18 protein-coding genes are annotated in these 18,596 nt (G+C 70.3%); 8 read left to right on the top strand and 10 right to left on the bottom strand.

Features of this window, described 5'->3' with window-relative positions; all coding sequences use genetic code 11:
• Window positions 1-142: 142 nt before the first annotated feature.
• Complete coding sequence (locus P9K36_RS06260; protein ID WP_278306685.1) at window positions 143-484, top strand: carboxymuconolactone decarboxylase family protein; 342 nt, start codon at window positions 143-145, stop codon at window positions 482-484.
• 50 nt (window positions 485-534) lie between these two features.
• On the opposite strand, the gene P9K36_RS06265 is transcribed toward P9K36_RS06260, so the two are convergent.
• On the bottom strand, window positions 535-1,188 hold the full coding sequence (locus P9K36_RS06265) for a TetR family transcriptional regulator (protein WP_043756071.1): 654 nt from the start codon (window positions 1,186-1,188) through the stop codon (window positions 535-537).
• Between the two features lie 94 nt (window positions 1,189-1,282).
• On the opposite strand from P9K36_RS06265, the gene P9K36_RS06270 reads away from it, so the two are divergent.
• Window positions 1,283-1,954, top strand: a complete 672-nt coding sequence (locus tag P9K36_RS06270; RefSeq protein WP_043350544.1) for an O-methyltransferase — start codon at window positions 1,283-1,285, stop codon at window positions 1,952-1,954.
• Between the two features lie 73 nt (window positions 1,955-2,027).
• Here P9K36_RS06270 and leuD read toward each other — a convergent pair whose 3' ends face one another.
• On the bottom strand, window positions 2,028-2,630 hold the full coding sequence (gene leuD / locus P9K36_RS06275) for a 3-isopropylmalate dehydratase small subunit (protein ID WP_043350546.1): 603 nt from the start codon (window positions 2,628-2,630) through the stop codon (window positions 2,028-2,030).
• Between the two features lie 69 nt (window positions 2,631-2,699).
• On the bottom strand, window positions 2,700-3,431 hold the full coding sequence (locus tag P9K36_RS06280; RefSeq protein ID WP_182591859.1) for a HisA/HisF-related TIM barrel protein: 732 nt from the start codon (window positions 3,429-3,431) through the stop codon (window positions 2,700-2,702).
• Between the two features lie 9 nt (window positions 3,432-3,440).
• Here P9K36_RS06280 and P9K36_RS06285 point away from each other — a divergent pair, with 9 nt between their 5' ends.
• The 4 genes from P9K36_RS06285 to P9K36_RS06300 are packed head-to-tail and all read left to right on the top strand — an operon-like array spanning window position 3,441 to window position 6,148.
• Window positions 3,441-4,490 (top strand): hydantoinase/oxoprolinase family protein, encoded by a 1,050-nt coding sequence (locus tag P9K36_RS06285; protein ID WP_278306686.1) that lies wholly within the window; start codon window positions 3,441-3,443, stop codon window positions 4,488-4,490.
• A complete protein-coding gene (locus tag P9K36_RS06290; protein ID WP_043350558.1) occupies window positions 4,487-4,687 on the top strand; it encodes a hypothetical protein in 201 nt (66 codons plus the stop codon). Before P9K36_RS06285 ends, P9K36_RS06290 begins: the two co-directional genes overlap by 4 nt.
• Window positions 4,688-4,710: 23 nt before the next feature.
• Window positions 4,711-5,493, top strand: coding sequence for a hypothetical protein (locus P9K36_RS06295; RefSeq protein WP_278306687.1), 783 nt, complete (start codon window positions 4,711-4,713; stop codon window positions 5,491-5,493).
• A 34-nt stretch (window positions 5,494-5,527) separates the two neighbouring features.
• Window positions 5,528-6,148, top strand: a complete 621-nt coding sequence (locus tag P9K36_RS06300) for a GNAT family N-acetyltransferase (protein WP_053610576.1) — start codon at window positions 5,528-5,530, stop codon at window positions 6,146-6,148.
• A 78-nt stretch (window positions 6,149-6,226) separates the two neighbouring features.
• On the opposite strand, the gene hpnH is transcribed toward P9K36_RS06300, so the two are convergent.
• Window positions 6,227-7,390, bottom strand: coding sequence for an adenosyl-hopene transferase HpnH (gene hpnH, locus P9K36_RS06305; RefSeq protein WP_043386340.1), 1,164 nt, complete (start codon window positions 7,388-7,390; stop codon window positions 6,227-6,229).
• Window positions 7,391-8,010: 620 nt separating this feature from the next.
• Between hpnH and P9K36_RS06310 the strand changes: the two genes are divergently transcribed.
• Entirely contained in the window at window positions 8,011-10,677 is a 2,667-nt protein-coding gene (locus P9K36_RS06310; RefSeq protein WP_043386381.1) for an MMPL family transporter, read from the top strand.
• A 48-nt stretch (window positions 10,678-10,725) separates the two neighbouring features.
• On the opposite strand, the gene P9K36_RS06315 is transcribed toward P9K36_RS06310, so the two are convergent.
• From P9K36_RS06315 to P9K36_RS06340, 6 genes are all read right to left on the bottom strand, one after another.
• Complete coding sequence (locus tag P9K36_RS06315) at window positions 10,726-11,601, bottom strand: bifunctional helix-turn-helix transcriptional regulator/GNAT family N-acetyltransferase (RefSeq protein WP_053610577.1); 876 nt, start codon at window positions 11,599-11,601, stop codon at window positions 10,726-10,728.
• Window positions 11,602-11,633: 32 nt separating this feature from the next.
• Window positions 11,634-12,476 carry a hopanoid biosynthesis-associated protein HpnK gene (hpnK, locus tag P9K36_RS06320; protein WP_278306688.1) on the bottom strand — a complete coding sequence of 281 codons (843 nt, stop codon included), beginning with the start codon at window positions 12,474-12,476 and terminating at the stop codon, window positions 11,634-11,636.
• Window positions 12,477-12,597: 121 nt separating this feature from the next.
• The gene (gene hpnJ / locus P9K36_RS06325; RefSeq protein WP_043386333.1) at window positions 12,598-14,031 is read right to left on the bottom strand and encodes a hopanoid biosynthesis associated radical SAM protein HpnJ; all 1,434 of its coding nucleotides are present in this window, start codon (window positions 14,029-14,031) and stop codon (window positions 12,598-12,600) included.
• 57 nt (window positions 14,032-14,088) lie between these two features.
• Complete coding sequence (gene hpnI / locus P9K36_RS06330) at window positions 14,089-15,297, bottom strand: bacteriohopanetetrol glucosamine biosynthesis glycosyltransferase HpnI (RefSeq protein ID WP_043350573.1); 1,209 nt, start codon at window positions 15,295-15,297, stop codon at window positions 14,089-14,091.
• 87 nt (window positions 15,298-15,384) lie between these two features.
• The gene (locus tag P9K36_RS06335; RefSeq protein WP_043350575.1) at window positions 15,385-16,038 is read right to left on the bottom strand and encodes an ABC transporter substrate-binding protein; all 654 of its coding nucleotides are present in this window, start codon (window positions 16,036-16,038) and stop codon (window positions 15,385-15,387) included.
• Window positions 16,029-17,141 (bottom strand): flippase-like domain-containing protein, encoded by a 1,113-nt coding sequence (locus tag P9K36_RS06340; protein ID WP_043350577.1) that lies wholly within the window; start codon window positions 17,139-17,141, stop codon window positions 16,029-16,031. Before P9K36_RS06340 ends, P9K36_RS06335 begins: the two co-directional genes overlap by 10 nt.
• Before the next feature lie 209 nt (window positions 17,142-17,350).
• Here P9K36_RS06340 and P9K36_RS06345 point away from each other — a divergent pair, with 209 nt between their 5' ends.
• Complete coding sequence (locus P9K36_RS06345; protein WP_278306689.1) at window positions 17,351-18,526, top strand: amidinotransferase; 1,176 nt, start codon at window positions 17,351-17,353, stop codon at window positions 18,524-18,526.
• The last annotated feature ends 70 nt before the right edge of the window (window positions 18,527-18,596 follow it).

The following is an 18,596-nucleotide window of genomic DNA, read 5'->3' on the forward strand; positions in this document are numbered from 1 at the left end:
TCTGGGCGCGGATTCAGGCGACATGTGGGTTAACGAAGGGTGAGGAAATCCGCGTCGTCTTGACCACCGCGCCTACCAATCGATAGGTTGGCTCGGAGCCCGCCAGCGAGCGGCGGGCCCTCCAAGGCGGGAGACGAAACGCATGATGAAGGATTGGGATCAGTACGGCGCCGAGCTGGTGAGCACGCTCGGGCGCATCGGCGCGGTGAGCCCGGACCTGCTCAAGGCTCATGACCAGCTCGCCGCGGCGGCGCCGACCGAGCGCAAGCTCGACGCGAAGACCCGCGAGCTGATCGCCCTCGCGGTGGCGGTGACGACCCGGTGCGACGGCTGTATCGCCGTCCATTCCGAGGCCGCCCGCAAGGCCGGGGCGAGCAAGGAGGAGGTCGTGGAGGCGCTGGGCGTCGCGGTGGCGCTGAATGCCGGTGCCGCCCTGGTCTACACCGCCCGCGCCTTCGAGGCCTTCACCGGCGAGAACGGCTGAGGCGGCGAACCGCGTCGATCCCGGGCCCTCGCGCGGGCCCGGTGCCGGCTTCAAGACGAGGCGCCCGCCCGGCCCAGGCTCCGCAGGCGGTCCAGGTAGGCGCACAGCATGTCGGCCAGCGCGCCGGCGGAGGCTTCCACGGCGGCCTGCGTCCGCGCCGCCTCCGAGATGCGCTCGCCGACCTCGCCGAGGGTCATCGCGATGATCGCGCCCGCGACCTGCAGATCCGCCTCGGGAACCGCCGGAAGCGCCTCGCGCAGGAAGTCGCGAAACGCCTGCGTGCCGGCCAGCTGCGGCTCCGCGGCTTCGGGCGCATCGCGATAGGCCGGGGCGGCTGCGTCGAGGGCCCGTCGCATTGCCGCCTCCGCGCATTCCGAGCGCACGAAGGCGTGGACCGCGGCGCGCAGCCGATCGCCCGGCATCGTCGTGCGATCCTGCAGGATGCCGGCGAGGAGGGCCGTCGTGTCCCGCCATTCGTCGCTCTGCAGCTGGAACAGGATCGCCGCCTTGTTGGGGAAGTACTGGTAGAGCGAACCGATGCTGACGCCGGCGCGCTCGGCGACCCGCGCCGTCGTGAACCGCTCCGCGCCGACCTCCGCCAGAACCTGAGTGGCCGCCTCCAAGATGGCCGCGACGAGGTCGCTGGAGCGCGCCTGCCGGGGCTGCTTTCGCTTGGAAATTCCGAGACTTGGCCGATCGGGCATGACGTGTGGCTCGGAACGCGAATAGGCGCGGGCAGGAGGCGCCGGTATTCTGCGTCGTGTTCAGTCGAGCACGCAAGACGGAAAGCAAATCGCCATGTCACGCTCAGCTTCTACTCTCGCCGAGCCGCGTATCGCGTCCTTGTTGGACAGTCTCTTCACGCAATCAGAGGCCTCCTCACCCGTGAGCGCCATCGGCGATCTCTCGGCGGACGAGCGGACGCGCCTCATGGGCAGCCGAACCGGCTACCGAGACTTCTACAGCCGGCTCAAGGACATGCCCCTCGCGGTCTCACGGGAGACCGGCCGGCTGCTCTACATGCTCGCCCGGACCCGCCGTGCGCGGACGATCGTCGAGTTCGGCACCTCCTTCGGCCTCTCGACCCTGCACCTCGCCGCGGCCCTGCGCGACAATGGCGGCGGCCGGCTGATCACCTGCGAGTTCGAGCCGTCCAAGGTGGTGCGGGCGCGGGCGAACCTGATGGAGGCCGGGCTGGCGGATCTCGTGGAGTTCCGCGAGGGCGATGCCCTGCAGACCCTCGGCCTCGACCTGCCCGACTCGGTCGACCTGCTGCTCCTCGACGGGGCGAAGGGGCTCTATCCGGAGGTTCTCAGCCTCGTGGAGAGCCGCCTCGGACCGGGCGCCCTGGTGGTCGCCGACAACGCGGACCACAGTCCGGACTACCTGGCGCGCGTGCGCGCGCCGAGCCGCGGCTACCTGTCGGTGCCGTTCGCCGAGGACGTCGAGCTGTCGATGCGGCTCGGGTGAGGCAGGGCCCGGTACCCGGGCCGGACCGGCAGCCGCCTCAGCGCGACCGCCGTCGGGACACTCAGCGGGCCGCTCAGGCCCACTCGCGCTGGGCGAGCTTCTGCTCGTAGGCATCGATCGACGCGGCGCGCGCCAGCGTCAGGCCGATCTCGTCGAGGCCGTTCAGCAGGTTGTGCTTGCGGCCCTCGTCGATGTCGAAATGCAGGGTGCCGCCGTCCGGCCCCCGGATGGTCTGCGCCGCCAGATCGATCGACAGGGTGGCGTTCGCGCCGCGCTCGGCATCCTCGAACAGCTTCTCCAGGTCCTCGGGGGACACGACGATCGCCAGGATGCCGTTCTTGGCGCAGTTGTTGAAGAAGATGTCCGCGAAACTCGTGGAGATCACGCAGCGGATGCCGAAATCGGCCAGCGCCCAGGGCGCGTGCTCCCGGGACGAGCCGCAGCCGAAATTGTCCCCGCACACCAGGATCTTGCTGTTCCGGTAGGCGGGCTGGTTGAGGATGAAGTCCGGGTTCTCGGAGCCGTCCTCGCGGTAGCGCATCTCGGCGAACAGGCTCTTGCCGAGGCCGGTCCGCCGGATCGTCTTCAGGTACTTGGCCGGGATGATCCGGTCGGTATCGACGTTGATCGTCCGCAGGGGCGCCGCGACGCCCTCCAGGGTCGTGAACTTTTCCATCGTCTGACGGCTCGTGTCGGTGGTCTCTCTGTCGCGCGGTTTAGCAGCCGCAGGCCCGGGCCGGAAGCATCACGCGAGGTCGGGTGCCGTCGCCCGGGACAGGGTGCCGTCGTGGAGGGCGGAGGCGACCAAAGCCCCGGCGATCCCGGCCGCCCGCAGCGCCCGAAGATCGTCCGGGCCGCGCACGCCGCCCGCCGCGTAGAGGCGGCGATCCGGCGCCCGCACCCGCAGGGCTCCCAGGGCCGCGAGGTCCGGGCCGGCCCCGGCCCCGACCTGCGCCAGCGTCATGGCGATCACCTCCGGCGGCCAGAGCGACGGATCGTCGTGGAGCGCCGCCGGGCCGAGCCGCTCCGCCCCGCGGGTGTCGAGAGAGAACACCGCCCGGTCGCCGAGCCGCGTCACGAGGCCGGCATCCGCCTGGCTCTCGCTGCCGATCACCGGGCGCCCGAGGCCGGCGGCCAGGAACGCCGCGACGCCCGCAGGCTCGGCGAAGCCGGCATCGACCCACAGGGCGATTCCCGGGCAGGCACGGGCGATCGCCTCCAGGGCGCGGAGGTCGGGCGCGGCGCGATCGATGATCGCGTCGAGGTCGGCGACGTAGAGGATCCCGGCGGGCCACGCATCGACCAGCCCGCGGGCCACCGCGTCCGGCGCCGAGCCCTTTGCCAAGGGCGTCTCGATCGGGGCATAGGAGGAGCGCTCGCCCCGGCGCGCCCGCACCACGCGGCCGCCCCGGAGATCGAGCACCGGGATCACCGCGAAGCCGGGGCGCCCGATCCTGTGGTCCATCGAGGCGCTCATCGCGGTCCCATGCGCTCATCAAACCCAATGACGATCGGGTGGGACCTCGGCGGGGTCCACGTCAAGGTCGCCCTGGTGGAGGACGGCCGCGTCGTGGCCGCCGCCCAGGTGCCGTGCCCGCTCTGGCAGGGCCTGCCGGCCCTCGACCGGGCGCTGGAGGCCGCCCCCGACTGGGCCCGCGGCGCGGCCCTGCACGCCGTGACCATGACGGGCGAACTGACCGATTGCTTCGCCGACCGGCGCGACGGCGTCGCGGCCCTGTCCGGATGGGCCGAATCGCACCTCGCCGGAACCGTGCGGATCTATGCCGGCCGATCCGGCTTCGTCGCCCCGGAGGCGGCCGCCTCCCTGTCGGCGGACGTGGCCTCGGCCAACTGGCACGCCACCGCGGCCCTCGCCGGCCGGGTCGTCCCGGACGCGCTCCTGATCGATATCGGCTCGACCACCGCCGACCTGATTCCCATCGTGGGTGGGCGGCCGGCCGCGACCGGCTACAGCGATGCCGAGCGGCTGGAGACCGGCGAGCTCGTCTATACCGGCGCGGTACGCACGCCGGTGATCGCGCTGTCCGGCCACGCCCCCTTCGCGGGCCGCCGGACCCGGCTGATGACCGAGACCTTCGCCCACATGGCGGACGTCTACCGCATCCTCGGCCTGCTCCCCGAAGGCGCCGACCAGCAGCCGAGCGGCGACCGCAAGGGCAAGACGGTCGCCGAGAGCGAGACCCGGCTCGCCCGGATCGTCGGGCGCGACCGGGCGGAGGCGCCCGCCTCGGCCTGGACGGCGCTCGCCGCCCACTTCGCCGAGGCGCAGCTGCGCCTGCTCCACGACGCGGCGGCGGAGCTCCTCAGCCGGCCCGATCTCGGCGCGGACGCGCCCCTCGTCCTGTGCGGCGCCGGCGCCTTCGTGGGCGCCCGCCTCGCGGAGCGGCTCGGCCGGCCGGCGACGCCGCTGGTGGCGCTGCTTGCGGACCGGATCGGCGGTGCCCGCGACGGGATCTCGACCTGTGGACCGGCGGTGGCGGTCGGCCTCATCGCCGCGGAGGAGGCAGTCGCATGAGTGCAATCAAGATCCTGGCCCGGATCCTGACGGCCCGGGTGGGGCCGCATATCGAATTGGCCGTGGAGACGGAATCCGGGGAGGTTCTGAAGGTGCTCGCCACCGAGGACCAGATCGACCGGCTGGTCGACGAGCTGGACGACATCCTCAACTCGCCGGCCGACCCGGAGGATGACGGGCCGCCCCAGGCGGCCTGACGCCGCGGGCCGTTCGGATCGCCATGAGCCTGATCGCCGCCAAGATCATCGTCACGCCGACGCTGATGTGGGCCGTCTCGGCGGCGGCGCGGCGGTGGGGCAGCCTCGTCGGCGGCCTGCTCTCGGGGCTGCCGCTCACCTCGGCGCCGATCTCGATCTACCTCGCCGCCGAGCAGGGCGAGCGTTTCGCCGCCGACGCCGCGATCGGCTCGGTGGAGGGTCTGGGCGCGGTCGCGGTCAGCTATCTCGCCTACGCCGTCTCCGCGCCACGGATGGGGATCCTCGCCGCCATCCTCCTCGCTCTGGCGGCCTTCATCCTCGGCGGCGCACTGCTGCACGGACTCCTCCAGCCCGGCCTGTGGCTCGCCACGGCGATCGACCTGCCGGCGATGGCGCTGGTGGTCGCCCTGTGCCGGCCGCGCGTGGGGACCGAGGCGCCGGTCCGCCGGTCGCGCCCGCCGCGCTGGGACATGCCGGCCCGGCTCGCCGCCGCCACGGCCCTGGTCCTGCTGGTCTCGACGCTGGCGCCGCATCTCGGCTCCGGCCTGAGCGGCGTCCTGGCGCCGATCCCGATCATCTCCTGGCCGCTGATCGTCTTCGCCCGGGTTCAGGACGGTGTCGGCGCCGCCCTCGACGTGGTGCGCGGCAGCGCCCAGGGCGCGTTCGGCGTGCTCGCCTTCTACGTCTGCGTGCACCTGCTGCTCGGGCGAATCGACCCGGTCGCGGCCTACGCCGTGTCCATCGCGGTCTCGGCGCTCTGCGTGCTGCCGTGGCTCGTCGCGCGGCGCCGCCCGCGGGCCGCGTGACCGAGCCGCGCCGACGCGACAGCGGAGGAGATTCATGCTGCCGGATACGGGGATCCCGACCCTCACCCCGGGCTACGCGGCGGTGCCGCCGGGCCATCTCGCCACCATCGTCACCAGCCTGGAGATGCTCCGCCCGCCGCCCCCGCGTCCCGGACGGCCGTTCCCGCCGGGGCTCGCCCTCGAGCCCCTGGCGCGCACCGACCCGGAGACCTACCGGACCCTGTTCCGGGAGGTCGGCGCCGACTGGCTCTGGTTCTCGCGGCTCACACTGGCGGACGGGGCGCTGGCGGCGATCCTGGCCGACGGGGACGTCGAGATCTTCGCGCTCCGGCGGGACGGGCGGAACGTCGGCATGCTGGAACTCGATTTCCGCAGGCCCGGCACCTGCGAGCTGGTCTTTCTCGGACTGACCGGGGACGCGGTCGGAACCGGGATCGGCCGCACGCTGATGAACGCGGCGATCGGCCGGGCCTGGGCGCGTCCGATCACGCGGTTCTGGGTGCATACCTGCACCCTGGACCATCCCGGCGCGCTCGCCTTCTACCGGCGCTCCGGCTTCGTCCCCTTCGCGGTCCATGTCGAGGTCGCGCCCGATCCGCGGCTCGACGGGACCCTGCCGCGCGCCTGCGCCCCGCACGTGCCGCGGCTCGGCTGACGCGACAAGGAGATGCGGAAACCAAAAGACCCGCGGCTTCGCGGCCGCGGGTCTCGTGTCGTCAATCGTTCGGGCCGGTCAGGCGGCGGTGCGCTTGCGGGCTTCCTGCTTCGTGTCGACGCCGGCCGCTTTGATCTCGGACAGCTTCTGCGCGACGTTGCGCGAGAACACGAACTCGGCCGGGCGCTGGTTCTCCAGGCTGACCTCGGGGGCCATCGCGCCGTCGGTCTTGATGCCGCGGATCGCGTGCACTAGCGGCTTCCAGGGCTTGCGGACCGAATCGACCACCGAGGAGGCCTCGTAGCCCGAGTGGACCATGCAGTCGGCGCACTTCTCGTAGTTGCCGGTGCCGTACGAATCCCAGTCGGTGGTCTCCATCAGCTCCTTGAAGGTCGCCGCGTAGCCCTCGCCGAGCAGGTAGCAGGGCTTCTGCCAGCCGAACACGGTGCGGGTCGGGTTGCCCCACGGGGTGCAATGGTAGGTCTGGTTGCCGGCCAGGAAGTCGAGGAACAGGCCCGACTGCTGGAAGGTCCACTTCTCGCGGCCCTTCTCCTTGCCGTGCCGGAACACGCCGCGGAACAGGTCCTTCGTCGCCTTGCGGTTCAGGAAGTGCTTCTGGTCGGGGGCGCGCTCGTAGGCGTAGCCGGGGGAGACGGTGATGCCGTCGATACCCATCCGGGTCACGCTGTCGAAGAAGTCGGCGATCTTCTCCGGCTGGGAATTGTTGAAGAAGGTGCAGTTGATGGTGACGCGGAAGCCCATCTCCTTGGCCTTCGCGATCGCCGCCACGGCCTTGTCGTAGACGCCGCGCTGGCACACCGACTGGTCGTGCATCTCCTTGTCGCCGTCCAGATGGATCGACCACGTGAAGTACGGGCTCGGCTTATACTCCTTGATCTTCTTCTCGAGGAGCAGCGCGTTCGTGCAGACGATCGCGAACTTCTTCTGGGCGATGATGCCCTCGACGATCTGCGGCAGATCCTTGTGCAGGAGCGGCTCGCCGCCGGCGATCACCACCACCGGAGCGCCACACTCGCGCACCGATTCGAGGGCGTCGGCGACCGGCAGGCGCTTGTTCAGGATCTCGTCCGGATAGTCGATCTTGCCGCAGCCGGCGCAGGCCAGGTTACAGCGGAACAGCGGTTCCATCATCATCACAAGCGGGTAGCGCTTGCGGCCCGTGAGGTGCTGCTTCAGGATGTAGCCGCCGATCTTCGCGACGTACCGGAGGGGGATACCCAAGATTGCGGCTCCTTACTTCGTCGACCCCGGGGCATTGGGGTGCTTAACGCGAAAAAATCTCGAATTCCAGCGATCTAGCTTGGAACTAATCTGAAACGACCCCGTTTCGGCGAGGTCATGACATCTTATCCTGCTCCTGACGCAACGGCGCCACACGCACCGCTCCCGCGGGATCCGTGGGCGGAGACGTCCGATCGTTGAGGACAGCACGTGCATTGCGTCGGCAATACGACCGGAATCCCAAGATTCTGGTGGCCGCGCCAGGATCGCCGTGCGCTAGCGCACACGGACAGGCGCGGGATGCGCGCCACAGCGGCCGCGTTGCAATCTGGCATCGCCCTCTTTACTGAGCCTCGTGGCCGCGATGCAAGTCCCGGCCCGCGGCGGGTGACCCGACCGCGGACCGCATCATCGGGCGGAGTCGGGTCCTGGACGCGCAAGGCGTGGCCAGAACGGGCAGTGCGGCGTTCCTCGAACCCGATGCGCACCCGACCGGATTGCGGCGCGATCGGCCGGCGGAGCCCGGGGCCCGTCCGTGTCGGTGGGCGGGGTCTGGACCGGACGAATGACAGGAGCCGGTCGCGCATGGGGCGCGTCCGATGCGAACAGGCAGGGTGCTCGTGATCGAAAGTCTCGTCGCGTTCTCGGTGCGGTATCGGTGGATCGTGATCGCCTTCACGGCGTTCGTCACGGTCGCGAGCCTCGGGGTCGCGGCGCATCTGTTCCGAATCAACACGGATGTCGAGCGGCTGATCGACCCGAAGGAGCCGTGGCGGCAGGACGAGATCAATTTCGAGAAGGCGTTCCCGCAGCGCAGCAACACGATCGTCGCGGTGATCAACGGCGAGACGCCCGAGGAGACCGAGGAGGCGGCCGCCAACCTCGCCAAGGCGCTGACCGCCCACAAGAACCTGATCGAGACGGTCTACCGGCCCGATGGCGGCCCGTTCTTCAACAAGAACGGCCTGCTGCTGATGTCGCAGGCGGACCTCGACAAGACCCTCGAAGCGCTGACCCAGCAGCAGGGCCTGCTCGGGCCGCTCGCCGCCGATCCGTCCCTGCGGGGCGTGATGCGGGTGCTGACGCTGGGCGCCCGCGGCGTGAAGACCGGCGACGCCAAGCTCGAGGATCTCGAGAAGCCCATGGGGCAGATCGACGACACGCTGCAGAAGGTGCTGGCCGGCAAGCCGGCGCGGATGTCGTGGCAGGAGCTGCTGTCGGGGGGCCAGACCAGCGTCACCGACAAGATGAAGTTCGTGGTGATCCAGCCGGTCCTCGACTTCAACGCCCTGGAGCCCGGCTACCAGGCGACCAAGCTGATCCGCAACGTCGCGAAGGATCTCGGGATCGACGGGCAGAACGGCCTGCGCATGCGCCTGACCGGCACGGTGGCGGTGGCGGACGAGGAGTTCGCGACGCTGTCGGAGGATGCGGGCCTCAACAACAGCATCATCGTCGGCGCGATCGTGCTGTTCCTGTGGCTGGCCCTGCGCTCGGGCAAGCTCGTCGGCGCGGTGATCATCACCACCTTCGCGGGTCTCGTGGTCACGGCCGCCCTGGGCCTCGTCATGGTCAAGGAGCTGAACCCGATCTCGGTGGCCTTCGCGGCCCTGTTCGTCGGGCTCGGTATCGATTTCGGCATCCAGTTCTCGGTGCGCTACCGGGCGGACCGCTACGAGCAGCCGACCCTGGAGAGCGCGATCCGCGCCGCCGCGCGCGGGGTCGGCTGGTCGCTGACGCTCGCCGCGGTGTCGCTGGTCGCGGGCTTCTTCGCCTTCCTGCCTACGGCCTTCCGGGGCGTGTCTGAGCTCGGCCTGATCGCCGGCGTTGGCATGGTCGTGGCCTTCCTGTTCTCCCTGACGCTGCTGCCCGCGCTGATCGCGGTGTTCAAGCCCGTGGGCGAGAAGGCGGCGGTGCAGACCAACTGGCTCGTCGGCGTCGATCCGTGGATCATCCAGCACCGCAAGCCGATCCTGATCGGCGTCGGCCTCGTGACCCTGGCCGGGGCGCCTCTGCTCTGGCACCTGCCGTTCGACTCGAACCCGATGCACCTGCGCAGCCCCAAGACGCAGTCCATCGCGACCTATCTGGACCTGATCAAGAATCCCGAGACCAGCCCGAACTTCATCGACGTGCTGGCGCCGAGCGTCGACGCAGTCCCGGCGCTGTCGAAGACGCTTCTGGCCCTTCCGGTCACCGCCTCGGTCAACAGCATCGACACGTTCGTCCCGCGCGACCAGGACAAGAAGCTGGCCCAGGTCGCCGATACGGCCCAGCTCCTCGACCCGGTGCTCAATCCCGGCCGCCGGCCGCCGCCGCCGACCGACGCCGACAACGTCAAGGCGCTCAAGGACGCCGCCGCGGCGCTCAACGGCCTCTCGACCGACGCCAAGGGCGACGCGAAGGGCGCCCAGGAGGCCAAGCGCCTCGCCGGCACCCTCGACAAGCTCGCCGCCGGCCCGGTGCAGATGCGCGAGGCGGCTTCGGTTGCGCTGACCAAGGACCTCGTGCCGCTGCTGGCGCGCCTGCGCGACCTGCTGCATCCCGAGAAGATCACGCTGGAGAACCTGCCGCCGCAGCTCAAGGCCGACTGGGTGGCGGCGGACGGGCGTGCGCGCATCGAGGTCCACCCCAAGGGTGATTCGAACGACGACACGGTGCTGCGCCGCTTCTCGGACGAGGTCCTGAAGGTCGCCCCGCACGCCACCGGTGCGCCCGTGGCCACGACGCAGTCGAGCTACACGATCCTGGGCGCCTTCGTGCAGGCGGCGGTGACGGCCTTCGTGCTGATCTTCGTCATCCTGTCGGTCGCCCTGCGGAAACCCTGGGACGTGGCGATGACCCTCGGCCCGCTGGTGATCGCGACCCTCTGGACGCTCATGGCGATGCGCATCGTCGGCATGCCGCTGAACTTCGCCAACATCATCGCCCTGCCGCTGATGCTCGCGGTCGGCGTGGCGTTCCACATCTACTACGTGATCGCGTGGCGGGCGGGCGTGACCGACATGCTCGCCTCCAGCCTGACCCGGGCGATCTTCTTCTCCGCGCTGACCACCGGCAGCGCCTTCGGATCGCTGGTCTTGTCGAGCCATCCGGGCACGGCGAGCATGGGCAAGCTGCTGGCGCTGTCGCTGTTCTTCACCCTGGTGGCGGCGTTCTTCGTCGTGCCGGCAACCCTCGGTGAGCCGCCGGCGCAGCCCGACGATGACCGTCCGGAAGCCGAGAAGGCGGCTGGCGCGGCCCTGCGCAAGACCGCCCCGCACCAGGATCCGGTGCCGGCCAAATAGGACGGGCCGAGTCGCGCCGGCCGGTCGCGGCCGGCGCTACGGAAGGCCTCAGAGGGCCTTCTCGAAGAAATGGTCCGGGTAGGGGTCGTCGTTGAACCGGTCGATCTCCACCCAGCCCGATCGCCGGTAGAGCGTCAGGGCCTCGGGGAGGGCACTGTTGGTGTCGAGCCGCAGCGTCCGGATCCCGAGGTCGCGGGCGGCCACCTCGGCCGCCTGCATCAACCGCTTGGCAAGGCCCAGCCCGCGGGCCGCGGGATCGATCCAGAGCCGCTTGATCTCCGCGACCGCGCCGCCGCTCCCCTTGAGCCCGACGCATCCGACCGGCAGGCCGTCGCCGCTCGCGAGCAGGAACACGCCGCGTGGGCGCACCATGGCGGCGGCCTCGGGGTCGCACGACCGCGCGACGTCGAACCCGCCGGCGAATCGGCTGGCCAGCTCGGCGTAGTAGGCGTCGAGGCAGGCGCGGGACGCTGCGCCGGTCGGATCAGTCTCCGTGATAGCGATGGCGTCGTGGCCGAGAACCAGGGCGACCCGGTCCATGGCGTGCAGGAGCGCGTCCATCTGCGGCGCACGCTCCAGCAGGGCGACGGCGCGGGCATCCGACAGCGCCTCGTAGGCCGCGAACTCGCTCCGCCCGGCCTCGGTCAGCGACGCGATCCGGCGACGGGCATCCGCGGGATGCGGCGCCGTCGCGACCAGTCCTTCTTCCTCCAGGCCCCGCAGGAGACGGCTCATCAGGCCGGAATCGAGGCTGAGATAGGTGCGGATCGCGCCGACCTCCGTGCGCCCGGCCCCGATCGCGTTCAGGACGCGCGCGGCCCCCAGGGGACGGCCACGGCCGAGGAATGAGGAATCGAGCGCCCCGACCTCGGCGGTGACGGCACGGGCGAACCGGCGGACACGGGCGATCTCGGCGGACGTCATTTTATCTGACTAAAGTCAGATATCGGCGCTGGTCAACTGAGGAAGTCGGAGAAGCCGCCGCGGATCGCGCCCGAGGCTTCGGCTGCCGCGCGGGAGGCGGGGGCGGTCAGCGCATCGCGCTCGTCGGCATAGCGGTAGCCCGGCGCCTCGCCCGGGAAGCCGCCGCCGGTGGCCGGATGGGTGTAGAGTTCGGTCAGGCCGTCGGGGAGCTGGGCCAGCAGCGCCGCGACGCGCACCGGTGTCATGGCGCCGGACCAGGCCAGGCCGAGGGTGCGGTCGGGGATCAGCAGCCCGGCCTGACGGGCGCGCACGGCGAGCAGCGCCGCCCAGGGGGCGATGTCGAGGGCGGCCCGCGGCCGCGCTCCGGGCTCGGCGCGGCGCAGGATCTCCCGCGGCTCCCGGGGCACCCGCAGGGCGCGCATGCCGAAGTCGCGGCCGATGCGCAGCACCGCGCCCGCGATCAGCGGATGGACGTGGAAATGCTTGTGGGCGTTGACATGGTCCAGCGGCAGGCCGGTCGCCCGGTAGGCCTCGAACTGGGCGCGGATCTCGGCCGCGAGCTGCCGCCGTGCGGCGGGCTTGCGGGCGAAGTCGAGGCCGAGGCGCCCCATGTCGGCGCGCATCAGGCCGTCCGCGTCGGTCAGGTCGGGCAGGTCCGCAGCGGGGAGGGTGGGCCACGCCTCGACGAGGACGAGGTGCAGCCCGACCCGCAGGGACGGCATCCGCCGGGCCCGCGCCACCGCGTCGGCGGCGGCCGGCGCCGAGACCATCAGGCTCGCCGCCGTGAGAATCCCGTCGCGATGGGCCTGCTCGACGGCCTCGTTGACCTCGGGGCTCAGCCCGAAATCGTCCGCGGTGACGACCAGACGCTTCACGCAAACCTCGTAACGGGTGTCGAGAGGGCGTGCCCTCTCGCGGGTCCAGGGCGGAGCCCTGGGTAGGGGGCGGAGCTCTGCCCCGCTCCCCGCCGGGGCCGAAGGGCCCCGGACCCCTGACTTACGCCGCCTTGGCGGTGCCCTGACGCTCCTTGAGGAAGCGGTAGAACTCGACGCCCTCGCGCAGGCGGCGCTTCATCATGTCGGGCGAGCGCACCATCTCGCTCACGATCGAGGCGATCTTCGGCGCCCGGAAGTAGAACTTCTTGTAGAACTCCTCGACCGAGGTGAAGATCTCGGTGTGCGAGAGGTGCGGGTAGTGCAGCGGCGCGACCTGCACGCCGTTCTCGTCGACGAGTTCGGCGTTCTCGATGTCGAGCCAGCCGTTCTCCACCGCCTGCTTGTACAGGAACGTGCCCGGGTAGGGCGCGGCCAGGGAGACCTGGATCGTGTGCGGGTTGATCCGCTTGGCGAAGGCGATCGTCTCCTGGATCGTCTCCTTGGTCTCGCCCGGCAGGCCGAGGATGAAGGTGCCGTGGATGGCGATGCCCAGGTCGTGGCAATCCTTGGTGAACTTCTCGGCGACCTCGACCCGCATGCCCTTCTTGATGTTGTGCAGGATGGTCTGGTTGCCGGACTCGTAGCCGACCAGCAGCAGGCGCAGGCCGTTCTCCTTGAGCACCTTCAGGGTCTCGCGCGGCACGTTCGCCTTGGCGTTGCACGACCACGTGACGCCAAGCTTGCCGAGCTCGCGGGCGATCTCCTCGGCGCGCGGGAGGTTGTCGGTGAAGGTGTCGTCGTCGAAGAAGAACTCCTTGGTCTGCGGGAACTCCTTCAGGCAGTACTTGATCTCTTCGATCACGTGGGCGACCGAGCGGGTGCGGTAGGTGTGGCCGCCGACCGTCTGCGGCCAGAGGCAGAAGGTGCAGCGGCTCTTGCAGCCCCGGCCGGAGTAGAACGAGATGTAGGGGTGCTTCAGGTAGCCGATGAAGTACTTCTCCATCTCCAGGTCGCGCTTGTAGACGCTGGTGACGAAGGGCAGCTGGTCCATGTCGGTCATGATCTCGCGGTCCTCGTTATGGACCACGACACCGTTGGCGTCGCGATAGGACAGGCCCTTGATCTCCGACATCGGGACGCCCTCGGCGACTTCCTTGACGGTGAAGTCGAACTCGTTGCGGGCGCAGAAATCGACCACCGGGGCCTGGGCCATAGCGCCGGCGGCGTCGACCGCGACCTTGGCGCCGATCAGGCCGGCGATCAGCTTCGGGTTGGCGGCCTTCAGCGCCTCGATCGTCTTCACGTCGGACTTGAACGACGGCACCGAGGTGTGGAGCACGACGAGGTCGAAATCGTTGGCCTGGGCCACGATCTCGGGAAGCTTGATGTTGTGCGGCGGCGCGTCGATCAGCTTCGAGTTCGGCACCAGGGCGGCCGGCTGGGCCAGCCAGGTCGGGTACCAGAACGACTTGATCTCGCGCTTGGCTTGATAGCGGGAGCCGGCACCGCCGTCGAAACCGTCGAAGGTGGGGGCCTGGAGGAAGAGCGTGCGCATGGGGTTCAAGGCCTCAGGGCAATGCCGGGGGGAGGGGGAAGGAAGCGAAAGCCGGGATCAGCGGGTGGGCGCGCCGGCATCGCGGCCGAGTTCGGCGTCCGGGATCAGGGTGCCATCCGCAACCACGTGATAATCGTGACCTTTCCATGTCACCGCCCCCGACACGAAGGCCCAGGAGAAGTTCAGGAAGGAGAGGATGTCGCGGATCGGCAACAGTCCGTAGGGGTGCGGAGCCAAGCCGAAGGCACGCTCCAGTTGCCGACAGAGCAGGACCCGACTCGCCAGCGCCGCAGCGGCGACCCAGAGCGCGCCGGTGCCGGCGCCGGGCAGGAGGGCGCCCAGCAGGGCGAGGGGGAAGGCGTGGGTGACGATCGAGCCGGCATAGCCGGCCGGATCGACGGTGCGGATGGTGCGGTTCCAGCGCAGCTCGTGCCGCCACAGGCCGGCGAGGTCGGTGTCGACGCTGGTATGGCCGATAGTGAAGCTGGGGATCGCCACACGGCCCCCGAGGCCGCGCAGGGCGGCGCCGATGGCGTAATCGTCCGCGAGATCGTTGCGGAAGGTGCGGAAGCCCCCCACCGCCTCAAGGCTCGCCCGGGTGAAGGCCACGGTGGAGCCGAAGCAGGGCTTCGCCAATCCGAGGCTCAGGCCCATCACCACGTTGGGCAGGAACTGCGTGTCGATCGCGAGCGTCGAGAGCTGGTCGTAGAGGCCGCGATAAGCGGGCACGCCGTGATACAGGCAGGTGACGCCGGTGACGCCGTCCTGCGACAGCTCCGCCACGAGGCGCTCCAGATAGTCGGGGCCGACCACCATGTCGCTGTCGGCCAACACCACCACGTCGTGGGCGATGGCCTCGGCCATGTTGATCAGGTTCGAGACCTTCCGGTTCGAGCCGTGCTGGCGACTGTCGATCACGAGGTCGATGCGGGCATCGGGATAGGCCTGCTGCAGCCGCTCCACCACGCCGATCGCCGGATCGGTGGTCCTCTGGACGCCGAACAGGATCTGGACCGGTCCGGCATAGTCCTGGCGCAGCACGGTCTCGAGATTCGCGTAGAGGTTCGGCTCGAGACCGCAGAGCGGCTTGAGGACGGTCACGGAAGGCCGGGCCGCACCGCCGGCAAGCACCGGGGGGCGGCGCGCCGCGTAGCGGCCGGCGCAGACGGCGGCGGCCAAGCCGTAGACGCAGCCCGCCGCCGCCAGGATCAGGCAGAGCAGCGAAAGCCACGAGAGGCCGAGCAGCGCCAGCGAAGAGACATCCATCCGGTCGGATCCGTGCGGTCGTCCGGCCGCCTCAGGCGGCGAAGGCCGCGAACGGCCGGTTCAGGTCGGCACTGGCGGAGACGACGCTCACGGCGTCGGCTTCGCGGCGAGCATGCCGTCGGCCCGCGCCCGGAGGAACTTCACGACGCCGTCGGCCCCCCCGGATTTCAGCGGCGCCGACAGGGCGTTGCGCTGCGCGGCGATCTCGCTGACATCGCCGTTGAGCAGCACGTCCTGGATGCGGTTGTCGGCGTTGACCACGAAGTCCACGGCGGAATCGTCGCCATCCGCTGCGGTGACGCGGGTCGGCACCACGCGCTGGGCGCCGCGCTCCTCGATCTTCGGGGTCACCTCGAACTTGCCGCCGGCGGCGCGGGCCAGCCGGTTGGCGTAGGTGACGGTCAGGCTGCGCTTGAAGGCGTCGATCACCGCCGCCTGCTGCTCCGGGGTGAAGCTCGACCATTTCGAGCCCACGGCGATGCGGGTCATGGCGGGAAAATCGAACGCCTTCTCGATCGCCGGCCCGACGGCCTCGACCCGCGCCGGCAGGGGGCTCGGGCCATCCTTCAGCGCCGCCGCGAAGGCGGCGTAGAGGTCGCGCACGGTCTGAACGGCGGCCTCGTCGGCAGCCCAGGCGGGACCCGCGGCGAGCAGGGGCAGGGCCAAGGGAACGGTGATCGAGGGAACGGTGCTCAAGGGAGCGGCGACGAGGGCGGCCGCGAGCCGGCGGGTCAGGCGCACTTCTTCAACTCCTCGCCGTCACCGAGCCGCGATCCCATGCGCGGCGGGGCGTAGCTGTAGAACGGCCCCAGCGTCGCGGGCGGCGCGATCCTCTTGGCCTTGCGTCCGGCCTCCGGCACCGGCTCGCGCTCCTCCTCCTCGGGCGCCTCGGACCGGAGCTTGGACTCGATCCGGTGCCAGAGCAGGAGGCTCGGGAGCCCGACGCCGAGATCGGCGAAGCGCTTGACCAGGGAGAGGGCGAGCGCCGCCTCGGCCGGGATATCGAACAGGCCGCACAGGGCGATCAGGCCGCCCTCCTGCGCGCCGAGGGCACCGGGCACCGCGAAGGCCGCGCCGCGCACCGCCTGGGCGAGGCTCTCGATCATCAGCGCCTGCGCGAAATCGATGGGATAGCCCATGAAGCGCAGGCAGACGTAGACCTCCAGCGTTCCGATCACCCAGCCGGCGAGGTGCACCGCCAGAGCCAGCGCGAAACGCCCGTGGTTGCCGTAGAGCCGGCGCAGGCTGTCGTACAGCTGGTCGATCGCGCCGAAGGCGCGCCATTCGCGCCCCGAGGCGAAGCGGCTGAGCAGCCCCTGGATCAGGCGGTGCCCGGCCCGCCGCTGGATCAAGTAGAAGGCGCCGAGGGCCGGGACCGCCAGGGCCAGGCCGCCCTCGACCGTGTGGGCGATCGGGCCGTCGCCGGAGATCAGGACCAGCAGGGCGAGGCCGACCACGGTGAACAGGAGCTGTGTCAGCGCCTGGGTCATCAGATCGACGAACATGCTGGCGCCCGCGAGCGCGCCGGGGACGTTGCGCTTCGACAGGAGGCGCGCGCCGACGAAGTCGCCGCCGACGGTGGCAACGGGCAGCAGCGTGTTGATGCCCTCACGGACGAAGCGGAGGGACACGCAGTCGGCGAGCTTGGCCGCGGCCCGCGGAAAGACCACGTACCAGCCGAGCCCCGCCCAGGCGACGGCCACGATGCGGGCGAGCACCACCAGGGCGGCGCCCCAGCCGGCGCTCACGACGGCGGCCGACACATCCTCCAGTCCGGAGGACATGAACAGGCCGACGACCGTGCACAGACCGGCGATCGAGGCCAGGGTCGTGAGGCGCTTCATTGTCGTCTTTCAAGCTCGCAAAAGGCTTGATGCGGGAAATCGGTCACGGTCGCGGCAGAAATAGGTCCGTCGGCCCGGGAACGTTTCTGTCACGTTGCAGCACGGATTAGCGGTGTCTATCACCCGTTTGACACACCGGGTGCCAAAGCGGCGCGGGGCTTGAGCGCCTACGCAGAAGGCCGCGGCACGTCGCAGAAGGGGCACACGTCATGGAGCGCGAATCACCGATCACGGCCCTCGAGGCCGTGACCGACGAAACGCATGCCGGCGGCCTTGCGGGCAGAATGGAACCGGGTGTCCCGGCCCCCCAGTCCCCGGTCATGGCCTGGAACGAGTGGGATCCGCTGGAGGAGGTGATCGTCGGCTCCCTCGACGGCGCCACGATCCCGACCCATCACCTCACGGTGATCTTCAACCTGCCGCGCGCCGCGCAGCCGTTCTACCGGCTGGCGAGCGGGTGGAAGTATCCGAAGTTCATGAAGAAGCTCGCCCAGGCCGAGCTCGACAACTTCATCACCATCCTGGCCGGCGAGGGCGTGAAGGTCCGCCGCCCGGACGCGGTGGACTTCTCCAAGAAGTTCAAGGCCCCGCGCTGGTCCTCCCGTGGCTTCTGCGTGGCCTGCCCGCGCGACCCGTATCTCGTCATCGGCGACGAGATCATCGAGAGCCCGATGTGCTGGCGCTCGCGCTACTTCGAGGGCGACGCCTACCGGTCGCTGTTCAAGGAATACTTCCGCGCCGGCGCCCGCTGGACCTCGGCCCCGCGGCCGCAGCTCACGGACGACCTCTACAACTACGATTACCGGGTGCCGAACCTGAAGGCCGGCGAGCCCATGCAGTTCACGGTGAACGAGTTCGAGCCGGTCTTCGACGCCGCCGACTTCGTCCGCTGCGGCCGCGACCTGTTCGTCACCCGCTCCAACGTGACGAACCTGATGGGCATCGAGTGGCTGCGCCGCCACCTCGGCCCGGGCTTCCGCATCCACGAGATCGAGAGCCGCTGCCCGCAGCCGATGCACATCGACTCGTCGTTCATGCCGCTGGCCCCCGGCAAGGTGCTGGTGAACCCGGACTACGTCGACGTCGAGAAGCTGCCGGCGGTCCTCAAGAAGTGGGACGTGCTGATCGCCCCGCGCCCCGACCCGGTCGAGGGCTTCATGAGCAAGATCTCGATGTGCTCGCCCTGGACCTCGATCAACGTCCTGGCGATCACCGAGAAGAAGATCGTCGTCGACCAGAGCCAGCCGACGCTGATCAAGGCTCTGAAGGATTGGGGCTTCGACCCGATCCCGGCGCCGTTCCTCAGCTACGGCCCGTTCGGCGGCTCGTTCCACTGCGCGACCCTCGACGTCCGCCGCCGCGGCGTGCTGAAGTCGTACTTCTAGGACCGGTCCGCGCCGACGACCGTCATCGCCGGTCGTCGGCGATCGCCGGAGATCCGAACCACGCCCCGCA

The sequence above is a fragment of the Methylobacterium sp. 391_Methyba4 genome (assembly GCF_029691625.1).
Lineage (GTDB): Bacteria > Pseudomonadota > Alphaproteobacteria > Rhizobiales > Beijerinckiaceae > Methylobacterium > Methylobacterium fujisawaense.